Annotated in this window: 9 protein-coding genes; 5 read left to right on the top strand and 4 right to left on the bottom strand. The window is 73.0% G+C overall.

Features of this window, described 5'->3' with window-relative positions; all coding sequences use genetic code 11:
* The first annotated feature begins 12 nt into the window (after positions 1-12).
* Positions 13-4,062, top strand: coding sequence for a non-ribosomal peptide synthetase (locus KIF24_RS12845; protein WP_221084237.1), 4,050 nt, complete (start codon positions 13-15; stop codon positions 4,060-4,062).
* A gap of 164 nt (positions 4,063-4,226) precedes the next feature.
* Here KIF24_RS12845 and KIF24_RS12850 read toward each other — a convergent pair whose 3' ends face one another.
* The gene (locus KIF24_RS12850) at positions 4,227-5,735 is read right to left on the bottom strand and encodes an MFS transporter (RefSeq protein WP_221084238.1); all 1,509 of its coding nucleotides are present in this window, start codon (positions 5,733-5,735) and stop codon (positions 4,227-4,229) included.
* Between the two features lie 76 nt (positions 5,736-5,811).
* A complete protein-coding gene (locus KIF24_RS12855; RefSeq protein WP_407939917.1) occupies positions 5,812-7,596 on the bottom strand; it encodes an MFS transporter in 1,785 nt (594 codons plus the stop codon).
* Positions 7,597-8,392: 796 nt separating this feature from the next.
* Here KIF24_RS12855 and KIF24_RS12860 point away from each other — a divergent pair.
* Positions 8,393-8,911, top strand: a complete 519-nt coding sequence (locus KIF24_RS12860) for a MarR family winged helix-turn-helix transcriptional regulator (RefSeq protein WP_221084239.1) — start codon at positions 8,393-8,395, stop codon at positions 8,909-8,911.
* A gap of 6 nt (positions 8,912-8,917) precedes the next feature.
* Here the strand turns inward: KIF24_RS12860 and KIF24_RS12865 are convergent, their stop codons facing one another.
* Entirely contained in the window at positions 8,918-9,211 is a 294-nt protein-coding gene (locus KIF24_RS12865; RefSeq protein ID WP_221084240.1) for a DUF4180 domain-containing protein, read from the bottom strand.
* Between the two features lie 77 nt (positions 9,212-9,288).
* Here KIF24_RS12865 and KIF24_RS12870 point away from each other — a divergent pair, with 77 nt between their 5' ends.
* Together KIF24_RS12870 and KIF24_RS12875 are read left to right on the top strand one after the other, a co-directional pair.
* A complete protein-coding gene (locus KIF24_RS12870) occupies positions 9,289-11,079 on the top strand; it encodes an ABC transporter ATP-binding protein (RefSeq protein WP_221084241.1) in 1,791 nt (596 codons plus the stop codon).
* Positions 11,076-12,887 (top strand): ABC transporter ATP-binding protein, encoded by a 1,812-nt coding sequence (locus KIF24_RS12875; RefSeq protein WP_230415536.1) that lies wholly within the window; start codon positions 11,076-11,078, stop codon positions 12,885-12,887. Before KIF24_RS12870 ends, KIF24_RS12875 begins: the two co-directional genes overlap by 4 nt.
* A 43-nt stretch (positions 12,888-12,930) precedes the next feature.
* Here KIF24_RS12875 and KIF24_RS12880 read toward each other — a convergent pair whose 3' ends face one another.
* Positions 12,931-14,397 (bottom strand): aldehyde dehydrogenase family protein, encoded by a 1,467-nt coding sequence (locus KIF24_RS12880; protein WP_221084243.1) that lies wholly within the window; start codon positions 14,395-14,397, stop codon positions 12,931-12,933.
* Between the two features lie 151 nt (positions 14,398-14,548).
* Here KIF24_RS12880 and KIF24_RS12885 point away from each other — a divergent pair, with 151 nt between their 5' ends.
* Positions 14,549-14,929: a VOC family protein gene (locus tag KIF24_RS12885; protein WP_221084244.1), complete on the top strand. Its 381-nt coding sequence runs from the start codon at positions 14,549-14,551 to the stop codon at positions 14,927-14,929.
* Positions 14,930-14,972: the final 43 nt, after the last annotated feature.

A 14,972-nucleotide genomic window follows, 5' to 3' on the forward strand; every position in this document is an offset into this window, starting at 1 on the left:
GAGAGGAGTGAGATGTCCGACGAGACCTTCGACGGCAGGGTCGCCCAACTGGACGAGCGCCGGCGGCTGCTGCTGCAACGGCTGCGCGAGCAGCGCCGGCAGCAGCCGGCGACGATCGGTGCCCGGCCGGCCGGCGACGAACGGGTGCCGCTGTCGCGGGCCCAGGAGCAGCTGTGGTTCCTGGCCCAGCTCGCCCCGGCCGAGCCGACGTACAACCTGGTGCAGGCCTCGTACCTGGCCGGCGAGCTGGACAGCGGGGCGTTGCGGCGGGCCCTGGACGAGGTGGTCCGCCGGCACGAGGCGTTGCGCACGGTCGTGGAGACCGCGGACGGCGAGGCGTACCAGCGGGTGCTGCCGCCCGGCCCGGTCACCCTGGCCACCGGCGACGTGTCCCACCTGCCGCCCGGCGAGCGCCGCGCGGCGACCCTGGCCCTGTTGCAGGAAAAGGAGGTGCACCGCCCGTTCGACCTGGCCGCGGGGCCGCTGTTCCGGGCGCGGCTGGTGCGGCTCGGGCCGACCGAGCACGCCCTCGCCCTCGCCGTGCACCACATCGTGGTGGACGGCTGGTCGATGGGCCTGGTCATCCGCGAGCTGGGCGCCGCCTACGACGCCTACCGCCGCGGCGGCCGGCCCGAGCTGCCCCCGCCGCCGCTGCAGTACCCGGACTTCGCCCGTTGGCAGCGCCGGCACCCGGCGCCCGCCGACCTGGAGGTCCACCTGCGGTACTGGGCGGACCGGCTGGCCGACCTGCCCACCCTGGAGCTGCCCACGGACCGGCCGCGGCCGGCCACCGCGTCGTTCACGGGCGCGATGCTCGACCACCCGCTGGACCCGCAGCTGCACGCCGGGGTGCAGGCGCTGGCGAAGGAGGCCGGCGCGAGCCCGTTCATGGTGCTGGTGGCGGCCTTCGGCGCGCTGCTCGCCCGCTACACCGGCGCCGACGACCTGGCCGTCGGCACGACCTTCGGCGGGCGCAGCCGGCCGGAGCTGGAGGGCGTGGTCGGGTTCTTCGCCAACATGGGCGTGCTGCGGCTGGACGCCTCCGGCGATCCGAGCTTCGCCACCCTCGTCGACCGGGCCCGGGACACCTGCCTCGGCGCCTGGGAACACCAGGACGCCCCGTTCGAGCGGGTGGTGCAGCGCCTCGCGCCACCCCGCGACCCGAGCCGCAACCCGCTGTTCCAGGTGGCCGTGCAACTGCTCGACGGGTCCACCTGGGGCGGGCCGGCGCTACCCGGCACCGACAGCGACCCCGTCGACCTGCGACTGGACCGGTCCCGCTTCGACATGATGGTCAGCCTGATCGACCACGGCGACCGGTACTCGGTGCTGACCGAGTACTCGACCGACCTGTTCGAGGCGCGGCGGGTACGCACGATGCTCGACCACCTCGCCCGGCTGCTCGACGCCGGCCTGGCCGACCCGGGCACGCGCCTGTCGCGGTTGCCGCTGCTCGACCCCGCCGAACGGGAACGGGTGCTGGCCGTCGGCGCCGGTGAGCGGCGGGAGGTGGCCGCGGCCACCGTCCTGCAGCTCGTCCGCGCTCAGGCCGAGCGCACCCCCGATCTGGTGGCGGTGCGACACGGCGACGACGAGCTGACCTACCGCGAGCTGCTGGACCGGGCCGTCCGGCGGGCGGCCGGGCTGCGGGCCGCCGGGCTGCGCCCCGGCGACCGGGTTCCGGTGCTGCTCGACCGGGGCGTCGACGAGGTGCTGAGCCCGCTGGCGATCTGGCACGCCGGCGGGGTGTACGTCCCACTGGACACCGCGGCGCCGCCGAACCGGCTGCGCCGGATCCTGACCAACTGTGCGGCCCGGCTGCTGCTGACCCGTGTCGAACACGCCGCCGGGGTGCCGGACGGGCCCTGGCGGACGCTGCTGCTCGACTCCGGCGACCTCGACTCCGGCGACCTGGCCCCGGATGTCACCGCCGGAGCGGACGGACCCGGGCCCGACGATCTGGCGTACGTGTTGCACACCTCGGGCACGACCGGGGATCCGAAGGGCGTCCAGCTGCCGCACCGGGGATTCGTCACCTACCTGGACTGGATGCGGGACCTGTGGCGCTGCGGGCCCGGCGACCGGGTACTGCACGGCTGCGCGCCGGTGTTCGACCTGGCCGCCGGGGAGGTGCTGGCGGCGCTCACCTCCGGCGCCACCGTGGTCGTGATCGGGAAGGATCGGCTGCTCTCACCGGACGGGCTCGCCGGCGTGCTGGAGCAGGAGCGGATCACCCACCTCTTCCTGACCCCGACCACCCTCGGCCTCGCCGAGGGGGACACCGACCGGTTCGGCGCGCTGCGGGAGGTGCTGGTCGGTGGGGAGGTCTGCCCCGCCGACCTGGTCGCCCGCTGGGCGCGCCCCGGACGGCGACGGTTCGTCAACCTGTACGGCCCGACCGAGGCCACCGTCGGCTGCCTCGCACACGACTGCACCGACTGGTCGGCGTCCACCCCACCGCCCATCGGCCGGTCGATGCCGAACCGCCGCACCTATGTGGTCGACCGCTGGGACAATCCGGTGCCGCCGGGGGTGCCGGGGGAGATCCTGGTCGGCGGTGCGGCGCTGAGCACCGGCTACCTCAACGACGTCGGGCTGACCGCGCGGCGGTTCACCGGCGATCCGTTCGTCCCCGACGGGCGGGTCTACCGCACCGGGGACCGGGGGCACTGGGACGCCGACGGGCGGCTGCACTTCGACGGCCGGTTGGACGGGCAGGTCAAGCTGCGCGGGCTGCGCGTCGAACTGGACGAGATCGAGGCGACGCTGAGCCGGCACCCGGCCGTCACGCGGGCCGCCGTGACGGTGGTACGCGACGGCAACGGGGTGCAGCGGCTCGTCGGGTACGTGGTGGACGCGGCCGTTCCGGCCGACGACGTGGCACTGCGTACGCACCTGGCCGCGGAACTGCCCGCGCACCTGGTGCCCGGCCACCTCGTCCGGTTGCCGGCGTTGCCGCTGACCACCAGCGGAAAGGTCAACCGGCGGATGCTGCCGGCCCCCGAGGCCGGGGACGTGGACGAGGTGGGCAGCGCACCGACCGGTACGACCGAACGTCAGGTCGCGGAGATCTTCGCCGAGGTGCTGGGGGTGGCACGGGTCGGCGCGGAGGCGTCCTTCTTCGACCTGGGCGGGCACTCGTTGCAGGCGGCCCATGTGCTGTCCCGGGTCGCCGGCCGGCTCGGCGCGTCGGTGCCGCTGAAGCAGTTCTACACCACTCCCACGGTCCGCGCGGTGGCCCGGCTCGCCGGCCACGGTCCGGTGGCCGACGCCTCGCCACTGGTCAGCCTCAAGCCGGGCGGTTCGCGGCCCCGGCTGTACTGCCCGCACGCGGTTTCCGGCTCGCCGTACTGGTACCTGCCGTTGAGCCGGGCGCTGCACCCGGAACAGCCGATGGACGGCTTCGAGGCGCCGGGTCTGGAGGGGGACGCCGATCCGATCGACGACCTGGTGGTCCTCGCCGGGCGGTACGTCGCCGCGCTGCGGGAACGGCAGCCGCACGGGCCGTATCTGCTGGCCGGCTGGTCGATGGGCGGTTTCCTCTGTTTCGAGATGGCCCGGCAGCTCGCCGCGGCGGGCGCGGCACCGGACCTCGTCGTGATGATCGATTCCAACGAGCCCGGCCCGCTGCCGCTGCCGGGTGAGCGGCAGGTGATGGAGACCTTCGTGGCCGACCTGGCCGGGCTCTCGGGTTCCCCGGCGCCCGTCCTGGGCGCCGAGGTGGTGGGCGCGCCGGACCCGATCGGGGCGCTCACGGCCTTCCTGGTCCGGCACGGCCTGATCCCGCCGGACGTGCGGACCGACTTCGTCGCCCACCGGTACGCGGTGTTCCGCGCGAACATGCGGGCGATCTACGGCTACCAGCCGGCCCGGTACCCGGGCCGGACGGTGCTGGTGCAGGCGGAGCGGGAGGCCAGTCGTGCGGCCTGGCGCCGGTGGGCGCCGGAGCTGGAGACGCTCACGCTGCCCGGCGACCACTACTCGATGTGGTCCCCGGCGAACCTGCCCGCGCTGGCCTCGCTCATCGACACCCAGGTCGACCGGGTTCTCGGCGTCGGCTGACCCCGGTCACCCCTGATCGGCTGGGTTCCGGTGACTCCCGCTCCGACGCGGGGTCACCGGGATCCAGCCGGTCGAGGAAGTCCCGGCGCGAGCGTGACGTGGGGACACGGACGCTGTCGACCTGATGGCGTGGACGGATCGGGCGGGGCCGGGGACGACGCCGGTCACCTCGCGGTGGGCTGCGCTCCGCTCGGTGCGGGTGCCTCGTCGACCGGGTCCGGCGCGGTCTCCTCGGCCGCGCCGGTGACCTCGGCAACCGCCTCGGCCTGCACGCGGGTGGACAGCCGCCAGGTCCGGTAGGCCAGCAGGAAGCCCAGCATCAGCAGCCCGGCGTCGATCCAGAGACTGCGGCTGAGCCCCAGAGCCGAGCGGCTCGGGTCGTTCTCGGCGGTGGCCAGGTAGACGCCGCCCACGACGACCACGCTGATCACGCTGGCCAGCAGGGTCCCGGTGGAGACCAGGGCCGACAGTGCGGCGGCGTAGCGTGGGCCGACCGTCGCGGCCGTCTGCTCCACCAGCGTGCTGAAGCCGGCCGCCATCCCCGCGCCGGCGAGCAGCAGCAGTGCCGACACCACCGGGATGGGCCAGCCGCCGGCGACGACGATCGCCAGGGCTGCCAGGGCCAGGGCGAAGACGAGCAGGCCGGCCACGGGCAGCGGCCGGTGCAGTCGCTTCGGCAGGCGCGTCCAGGTGAGGCTGACCGCCGCGAAGCCCACCGGGTACGGGATGAACATCAGCCCTGCCTGCAGCGGTGTGTAGCCCAACCCGTTCTGCACGTGCAGGGTGAGCGGGAACAGCACCCCGGCGAAGGCGAAGTTGAGGATGCAGCACGCCAGCAGCCCGGACTTCACCCCCCTCGGGCGCAGCGCGTCGATCTCCAGCACGGGCTGCCCGCCGCGGGCGCCCAGCCGCAGTTCGTAGCGGACGAACAGGACGAGCCCGACGGTGCCGGCGGCGATGCTCGCCGGCGCCCAGGCCGGCCACCCCTGCTCGCGTCCGAAGACCAGCGGCGCGACCACGGCACCCATCGACGTGGCGAGCAGCGCGATGCCCGCGAAATCGGGCCGGAACCGCCCGGTGGGGGTGTGCGCCGGCAGGTAGCGCGGTGCCGCCGCCAGCAGCGCCAGGCCGATCGGCACGTTGACCAGGAAGGCGGCGCGCCAGCCGCTGCCCAGCACGTCGGCGCTGACGATCACCCCACCGGCGATCTGGCCGGCGGCCACCCCGAGGGCGAGGACCATGGAGTAGAGCCCGATGGCGCGGGCCCGGGCCGACCCGCTGAAGACGATCTGGATGACCGAGAGGACCTGCGGGACCATCATGGCCCCGAAGGCACCCTGCAACAGGCGGGCGGCGACGAGGGTGCCCGCCGTGGGCGCAATGCCGCAGAGCAGCGAACTGGCGGTGAAGCCGGTGAGGCCGATCATGAACAACCGCCGGTGGCCGACGTCGCCGCCGAGGCGGGCGCCGGTGACGACGAGGACCGCGAACATGAGTGTGTATCCGGACAGGATGAGTTGCAGCACGGCGCCGGAGGTTTGTAGGTCGTCCTTGATGGTCTTGGTGGCCACCGCGACGATGGAGTTGTCCATCGTCGCCATGATCTGCGCCACCAGGAGAATGAGCAGCACCAACCGGGCGCCACGCGGTCGAGATTCGTCCTCAGTGGACATCAATGCTCCTCGTCGGATGGGATGGCGGGGTTCGCCGGCCGAGGTAGAGATTTCCGTGCCGACAGTGGTTACGCAACTACGTGGCGGTGGGTGTCGCGCCGGCTGTCCGCGCCTCCTCCGCCGCGCCGTCGCTCGGCACGGCGGCGAGCCGGGCGGTCGCCGCGCCCACGGCCGGGCCCGCCACCGGCGGCGCGGCCGGCCCGGCGGGCTCGGTGGGCGGTGGGTCGTCCGCCCGGTCGACGTCGGCCGCCGGCGGCGCCAGCGGTCCGACGGACGCGCCCAACTCCGGCCCGAACGCCAGCAACAGCCCGGCCGCGACCAGACACAGCACCCCCAGCGCGATGGCGGGGACGGCCAGCCCGCCGCCGAGGGAGAGGATCAACAGCATGGCGGACGGCCCGAGGATGCCGCCGACCTTGGTCGCCGCCCCGGCGAAACCGGAGCCGGTGGCCCTCGTCGCGGTCGGGTAGATCTCCGCGCTGTACGGCAGCAGCATCGCGTTGACCGCCGACAGCGCGAGCACCAGCAGCCCGATGGAGGCCAGCAGCAGCGTCTGCCCGGCGTCGCCGACGCTCCAGACGGCGACACCGCCCAGCCCGACGCCGGTGACCAGGATGAACAGCGCCAACGCACGGCGACCGCTCCAGCCCGCGTAGAGCAGCACGACGAGTGCCAGCGCGGGAGTGGAGTAGAGCGCCGAGTCGGCCAGCAGCCCGCTGGCGACCCCGCCGGCCAGGCCCGCCTCGCGCAACTGGGCGGGCAACATGACCAGGAAGCCGAAGTTCACCAACCCCCAGACGATGCCGACCACACCGATCACGGAGGTCACGACGGGGTACCTGCGCAGCAGGGTGGCCATGCCGGGGCGGGTGGCGCCGGGGTCGACGGCGGCCGGCGGGGTGGCGCCGAGGTGCGAGCCGTACCGGCGCAGCACCGCCTCGGCCTCGGCGCGCCGGCCGGCGCGCAGCAGGTAGAGCGGGGACTCCGGGATCAGCGGCGCCAGCACGAGCAACAGCAATCCGGAGGGCAGCCCGATCAGCCAGAGCGAACGCCAGGTCAGCGCCGGCTCAAGGTAGTGTGCGGCCTCGCTGGCCGCCAGATAGCCGCCCAGGCCGCCGATGCTGCCGACGGTGACCGCCACCCAGCCCCGATGCCGGCGCGGGGTCAGCTCGGCGAGCAGCGTGAACACCAGCGGCAGCAGGCCACCGGCGGAGGTGCCCATCGCGAAGCACATGACCAGGTTCCACTCGAAGCTGGGCATCGCACCGCACGCCGAGGTCGCGATGAACAGCAGGGTGGCCAGCAGCAGGGCGGTACGCCGGCCGTACCGGTCGCCGAGCAGGCCCCAGAGGACCGAGCCGACGGCGGTGCCGGTGAGCGCGACCAGTGGCAGGATCGAGACCGCCTCGAGCGACATGTGGTACTCGTCGCTCATGCCGGGCATGACGAAGCCGAGGGTGAGCGGCTTCATGATGTCGACCACCAGGGCGATGGTCAGCACCGCGCAGGTGACGGCGTAGGCCGGACGCAGCCGTCCGTGCTCGATGGACTCCACGGTGACGCTCTCGGCGTCCGGTCGCTGCACCCCCCCGAACAGCGCCCGCCCGGCCACCACCATGCCGACAAGGAGCAGCGCCATGCCGAGCAGCATGGTGGGCGTCCACATCTCCATCGGCTCGCCCGCCGGCATGCCATCCATTCCCGGCATGCCGGCCGCCCCGGTCTCCGCACGGCCGTGGTCGATCATCATCTTGACGTCGGGCAGTTGGGTCAGGACGCCGGCCGTCACCAGCGCCACGCCGAGCAGGAATCCGAGCTGTCCGCGTCGCTTCGTGGGTGCGCCGTCAGTCGTGCGGATCACGGGCATGGAGAGCCGACCTCCGAGCTGTCACGAGGGGAAGAGTGAACGTCGGTCAATTGGCGACGAGCGAAATCTACCGAGCACTTTCCTCGGTGACAACCATCGATTTTACGGCGCATTTCGACGGGTGCTTCTGGATTGCCGCCTCCCGCGCCGCCTCACCCTGTTTCGGGCCGATTTGGCGGCCTCTGTTCGATCGGTCGAGCGGCTTCGTTGCAGACCTACATAGATCGATGCTAGGCTCACCCGAGTGCCCAGGATGACCCGGCGGGCGCACTTCCCACGTGCCGCAGGCACCGAACCTTCCCAGCTCAGATCGTTCCTCGCTGCCGGTCTCGGCGCGGCAGCCCCGGCGGTGATCGCCTGTCGGCTCGACCCGTTGCAGCGCCCCGTACGGGCTCGGAATGAAGCGTCGCGTCGCCGTTTCGACTATTCTCCCAGCGTCATTTGATTGTGCGCTCCCGTCAATCTTCGCGTAACATTCACCTGGCCTGCATAAATGGTGAGCAGGGGCATGGCAACCACTCGACGGTCCAGCGTCGTGGACGCCGACTCGTGGAGTTGCGGGGTGAACTGCACCGATTCCTGGAAATCGTGCCGAGATTGTCCCGTAGGCGATCGTTCGGTGATCCGGGGCCCGCCGGCGAGAACGGACGCCACCGCCACCGCCGGTGGCCGTCGACGGCTCCTCCCGGGCCGCCGCCCCGAGGCAACATCCATCACCGTCGGTATCGAAAGGATTGCCGAAGGGGCCGGGGTGAACCGGCCCCATCCCTGTTGTGCCAGCATGGAGGACATGCCCATCCAGCCCGCCCGACTGGCGATCACGGAAAGTGACAACTTCGAGTCGGCTGACGAGTTCGTCGGCGCGCTCGTCTCGCTGAGCCGGGTGATGGTGGCCGTCGCCACGCGGACACTGGCGCGCATCGACGCCGACGTGACGCTGCAGCAGTTCCGCACGCTCGTGGTGCTCGTGCCGGGGCCGCAGCGGGTGGTCGATCTGGCGAACCTGCTCGGTGTGCAGTCGTCCACCGCCACCCGGATGTGCGACCGGTTGGTCCGGAAGGGACTGGTGGCGCGCCACGAACGGCTGGCCGACCGGCGGGCCGCCTGGGTCGGGCTGACCGTCGCCGGCAAGGAACTGGTCGGGCTGGGGATGCGGGCCCGGCAGCAGGAACTGGAGCGGATGCTCGCCGACCTGCGCTTCGGTGATGCCGGGCAGGCCACCGCCGCGCTGGGCGCGGTGCTGCGCGCCGCCGGCGAACTCACCGACGACGCCTGGTGGCGGCAGTGGGCGGACTCGGTGGCCGACTGACGACGGTCAGGCCAGCCGGTGGTCGAGCCCGTCGAGGTCCGCGACGAACCACACCTGGGTGCCCCGGTTGGACTCGGTCACCAGATCCCGCAGAAAGCGACGTCGGAAGGTCTGGCCGGCGCGGTCACCGAACTCAAGCGGCGGCCCGGCCGGGGAGTTGCAGGTGCGCGGCAGCGGCCGGCTCGCCGCGTCGCTGATGCGCGAGGGGCTGATCGACGCGTACCACCTGTTGGTCTTGGTCACCGCCGGCCGTCGCGCCGCCCGGTGGGCGACACGTTCCTGGATGGACCTTCTCCGCACCTTCGACAACGACTACCATTACGTCTTCGTGCCGGTCCCGCGCGGACCGACCGGCCGCCGACGAGATGGGGTGGACGATGGCCGCCGAGACCGAACCCGACGCCGGTGGTCGGGGGCTGCTCCGGTCGCTGCTGCACTCGGAACGGCACCGGCTCGCCACCGCCGTGCTGCTCGCCGTCGCGGCGGTGGCGTGTCAGCTCGTGCCGTACCTGATGGCCTACCGGGTCGCCGTCGAGCTGGTCACCGAGGCGGCCCCCGACGGCAACGCCCTGATCCGGTACGCCGTCATCGCGCTGGTCGCCATCGCGGCCGGCACCGCGCTGATGGGCGGCGCCCTGGCCATCAGCCACGTCTGCGCGTACCGACTGCTGCACCGGCTGCGCCAGCGCATCGCCGAACGGCTCGGGGTGCTGCCGCTCGGCGAGGTGACCCGGCGCGGCAGCGGTGGGATCGGCAAGCTCGCCATGGAGGACGTCGAGCGGATCGAGGTCTTCGTCGCGCACATGCTGCCGGACGCGGTCGCCGCGCTGACCGTGGTCGCCGCCACCACGGTCTGGCTGTTCGTCATCGACTGGCGGCTGGCGCTGGCCGCGGTGGCGGTCGTCCCGCTGGCGATGCTCGCGATGCGGCGGGCCACCCGTGGATCGGGCGCCTGGGTGGCCCAGTGGCACGGCGCGGGCATGGCCATGAACCAGGCCGTCACCGAGTTCCTGCACGGCATCAAGGCCGTCAAGGTGTTCAACCGGCAGAGCGACACGGTGGCCCGGGCGACCGACGCGGTACGCCGGTACGTCGACGCGGAGACCCGCTGGGGAAAGGCCTTCCTGCCGGGCGGTGCGGCGTACTTCACGGTGATGGCGGCCAACGTGGTGGTCGTCGTGCCGGTGGGGCTCTGGCTCTACCGCGCCGGCGCCGTCGACCTGCCCACGCTGCTGCTGTTCCTGCTGCTGTCCCTCGGCTACACCGCGCCGCTGACCAAACTCACCGGCTACGGCTCGCAGCTGCGTCAGGTGCGGTTCGGCACCGACGAGATCGCCAGATTGCTGGACACCCCGGCACTGCCGGACACCGGCCGCCGGCTGCCGCTGGGCCCGGCCACGGTCGAGCTGACCGGAGTCTCGTTCGGCTATCACCCCGACCGGCAGGTTCTGAACGGGGTGGACATCCACGCCGAGGCGGGCCGGGTCACCGCGATCGTCGGGCCGAGCGGCTCGGGCAAGACCACCGTGGCGCGCCTGGTGTCCCGGTTCTTCGACGTCTCCGCCGGTAGCGTGCGCGTGGGCGGCGTCGACGTCCGGGAGATGGCGGTCGACCAGCTGATGGACACCGTCGCGGTGGTGTTTCAGGATCCCTTCCTCTTCCACGACACCGTCCGGGCCAACCTCACCCTGGGCCGGCCCGACCTGGCCGACGAGGCGGTGCACCGCGCGGCCCGCGCGGCCCGCTGCCACGACTTCATCCTCGCCCTGCCGCAGGGGTACGACACCGTGGTCGGCGAGCGGGGCGCGACGCTGTCCGGTGGCGAACGCCAACGCATCTCCATCGCCCGCGCGCTGCTCAAGGACGCACCCGTGGTGGTGCTCGACGAGGCCACCGCGTCCACCGATCCGGAGAACGAGGTGTGGATCCAGGAGGCGGTGGCGAACCTCGCCGCCGGGCGCACCCTGCTGGTCATCGCCCACCGGCTCACCACCGTGCGGGACGCCGACCAGATCGTGGTGATGACCGACGGCCGGGTGACCGAGAGCGGGCGCCACGACGAGTTGCTGGGCGCCGGCGGCACGTACGCCGGGCTCTGGGCCGATGCCACCACCAGTGCCCGATGGAGCCTCGGCGTCAGCGGCGAGCGGAGCGGAGCACACGCATGACGACCCTGACGTCGACGCCGGCCACCCGGCCGACCGGCACGGTGGCCGGGCGTACCCTCGCCCTGATCCGGCGGCTGTGGTCGCTGTCCGACCCCCGGTTGCGCCGCCAGCAGTTGTGGGGCATCGCCGCCCGGATGGCGGCGGCGGTCTGCACCGCGGTCCCGATCTGGCTGCTGGTGGTGGTCCTGCAGCGGTTGCGCGAGGCCAACCTCGGCGGCCCGGAGATCAGTCAGCGTGAGGTGCTGTGGTGGAGCACCGGCGTGGTGGCCGCGGTGCTCGGCCAGTTCGGCTTCGACCTGCTCGCCCAGCGGCAGAGCTGGGTGGCCTCGTTCGAACTTCTCGGCGAGTTGCGCCTGCGGGCCCTGGAACACCTGCGCCGGCTGCCGCTGGGCTACCACACCAGACGGCAGAGCGGCGACCTCACCGCACTCGTCACGCATCACCTCAGCGAGCTGGAGCCGGTGGTCTTCGGGGCGATCCCCACCATCATCGGAGCGGCCCTGCTGCCCCTGGTGATCGCCGTCGGCCTGCTGCTGGAGGACTGGCGGATGGGCCTCGCGGCGCTGGCGACCATTCCGCTGGCGATGCTGGTCTACGCGTGGTCGCAGCGCACCTTCGCCCGGCTGGCCGCGGAGCGCGCCGAGGCCAGCGGCCAGGCCGCCGCCCGCTTCCAGGAGTACGTCTCCGGGATCGCCGTCGCCCGCGCGCACGGTGCCACCGGTGACCGGGCCGGACGGCTCGCCCGGGCCCTGCTGCGGCACCGGGAGGCCAGCACCGGGCTGGTGAGCCGGCTGGTCGTGCCGCTGGTGCTCTTCCTCACCGTGATCGAGCTGGGCCTGCCCGTGGTGCTCCTGGCCGGCGCCTTCCTGCTGATCGGCGGCGACCTGGCACCGGCCACCTTCCTGGTGTTCGCGGTGCTGTCGCTGCGCATCCACGGACCGCTGCGCGCGATGGGCGAGCAGACCGAGAGCCTGCGGGTCGGTGAGGCGGCCGTCGACCGGCTCGGCGCCCTGCTGGCCGAGCCGGTGCCGGCGGAGATCCGCACCGGCGCGGCCCCGCAGGGGCACGACGTCGCTTTCGAGGGCGTCTCCTACACCTATCCGGGTGCGGTCCGGCCCGCGCTGCGCGACGTCAGCTTCGAGGCACCGGCCGGTACGGTCACCGCGCTCGTCGGCAGCAGCGGCGCCGGCAAGACCACCTGCCTGCACCTGCTGGCCCAGTTCTTCACCCCCGACGCCGGCGCCGTCCGCATCGGCGGGACCGACATCCGGGAACTGGACACCGGGACCCTCTTCGACGCCGTGACCGTGGTGTTCCAGGACAGCTACCTGTTCAGCGAGTCCGTCTGGGACAACATCCGGTTCGGCCGGCCCGGCGCCAGCGACGAGGAGGTGCGTCGGGCCGCGGCACAGGCCCGGGTGGACGAGATCGTGGCCCGGCTGCCGCAGGGCGGCGACACGCCGGTGGGGGAGGGCGGGGCGACCCTGTCCGGCGGCGAACGGCAACGACTGTCGCTGGCCCGGGCCATCCTCAAGGACGCACCGATCGTGCTGCTGGACGAGCCGACGGCGGCGATGGACGCCACCAACGAGCGGCACGTGCAGCAGGCGTTGTCCGGCCTGATCCGGGAACGCACCGTGCTGGTCGTCGCGCACCGGCTGGGCACGATCCGGCACGCGGACCGCATCGTCGTCCTGGACGACGGCCGGGTGGTGGAGGTGGGCCGGCACGACGAGCTGCTGGCCCGCCAGGGGCGCTACGCGCGGATGTGGGCCGAGCAGGAGGCGGCCCGGTCCTGGCGGCTCTGATCGCGGCGTTCGGCCGGTTCCTGCTCCCGACGGCGCCGGATGGTCAGGTGGCGATCCAGACGTTCTTCGGCCGGAGGAACTCCCGCACGCCGGCCTCGCCACCGATCCGGCCCCAGCCGCTCTGCCGCACGCCACCGAAGGGTGCCGACGGCAGGATGCCGGGCACGCCGTTGACCCAGACGCTGCCCGCCGCGACCGCCCGGCTCACCCGGTGCGCCGTGCGCAGGTCGGTGGTGTGCAGGTACGCCCCGAGGCCGTAGCGGGTGCCGTTGGCCAGTCGGACCGCCTCCTGCTCGGTGTCGAACGGAGTGAACGCCAGCACCGGCCCGAAGATCTCCTCCTGGGCGAGCTCGCTGGCCGGGTCCACGTCGGCGAAGACCGTCGGAGCGATGAAGTAGCCGTCGCCGAGGTCGCCGCCGAGCCGTTCGCCGCCGGTCACCAGCCGGCCCTGCTCCTTGTCGCGGGCCCGTTCGACCACGCCGAGAATCCGGTGGCAGGCACTCTCGCTGACCACCGGGCCCATCAACGTGCGCTCGTCGGCGGGATCGCCGAGCGGCACCCGGGCCAGCCGCGCGGTGACGGTGCGCAGCACCTCGTCGTAGACCGAGGAGTGCGCCAGGACGCGGGTTCCGTTGGCGCAGCCCTGCCCGCTGAGCGCGATCACCCCGCTCATCGCCAACCGGGACGCCATCCGGACGTCGGCGTCGCCGAAGATGATGTGTGCGGACTTGCCGCCCAGTTCGAGACCGACCGGGACGAGCCGTTCCGCGGCGTCGGCGAGGATCTTCCGGGCCGTCCCACCGCCACCGGTGAAGTGCACCTTGTCGACACCGGGGTGCCGGACGAGCGCCGCACCGCCGGCCGCCGCGCCCGGCACCACGTTGACCACGCCGGGCGGGAAGCCCGCCGCCAACGCCAGCTCGCCGAGCCGTAGCGCGGTGAACGGCGCCAGCTCCGAGGGCTTGAGCACGACCGTGTTGCCGGCCGCGAGCGCCGGGGCCAGCATCTGCGCGACGGAGACCAGCGGGCCGTTCCAGGGAATGATCAGGGCGACCACGCCGTACGGCTCGTCGAGGGTGTAGTCGACGGCGCGTACCGGCCAGGTCGGGACGACCTCGCCGCCGATCTTGTCAGCCCATCCGGCGTTGTAGCGCAGGTGGTCGACGGCCACGCCCGGCATCATCGAGGCGAACTGCCGAGGGCAGCCGTTTTCCAGCGTCTGTAGCCCACCCAGCTCCGTGGCGTGCCGTTCGACCAGCTCGGCCAGGCGCAGCAGCAGATCACGGCGGACGTTGCCGGCGGTGGCCCGCCAGCCGTCGAGTGCCGTGCCGGCGGCGCGGACCGCGGCGTCCATCTCGGCGGCGCCGCCCAGCGGCACGGCGGCGGTGGCCCGCCCGTCGCCGGCGTAGACGTGCTGGTGGACGCCGCCGGTGGTGGACGTCGTGCGGGTGGCGCCGATGAGAACGCCGGTGTCCGGGATCAGTTCGGTCGGTGCTGCGGTGACGGGCACGTGGCGACCCTCTTCCGGCTCGGCGCACCACCTCAAGGCGGGGCGGTCAGCGGAGTATGTTGCGTCGGATCCTAGTGTAGTTTGTTGCGTTAGGCAGCCCCACCCGAAGGGTGGTGCGGATCGCCGGAGCGATGACGGAGGAGGTCGAGTCGTGGCAGGACATCTGTCGTACTTCGAGTTCGGGACGCCGGACGTGGCGGTGGCCAGCCGGTTCTATGCCGAGCTGTTCGGCTGGGAGGTGCAGGCGCAGGAACACGGTGGGTCGATCGACACCGGGCCGGCCGGCCCGGGTGCGGTGGCGGTGCCGGGCGGCCTGCACCGTGACCCGGGACCGCCGCAGCACTACCTCTACTTCGCCGTCGACGACATCGACGCGGCGATGAAGCGGGTGGTCGAACTCGGCGGCGAGGTGGAACCGATGCGCCCGCCGACCGAGCAGTGGGGCGCGTTCGTCGAGTGCCGGGACAACCAGGGTCTCGCCTTCGGCCTGCACCTTCCGCCCACGAGAGACACGTCCGAGCCGACGGACTGAGCGGACGACGGGTGCCGCGCACCGGTGGGTTGCGCGGCACCCG

The organism is Micromonospora tarapacensis (genome assembly GCF_019697375.1).
GTDB lineage: Bacteria > Actinomycetota > Actinomycetes > Mycobacteriales > Micromonosporaceae > Micromonospora > Micromonospora tarapacensis.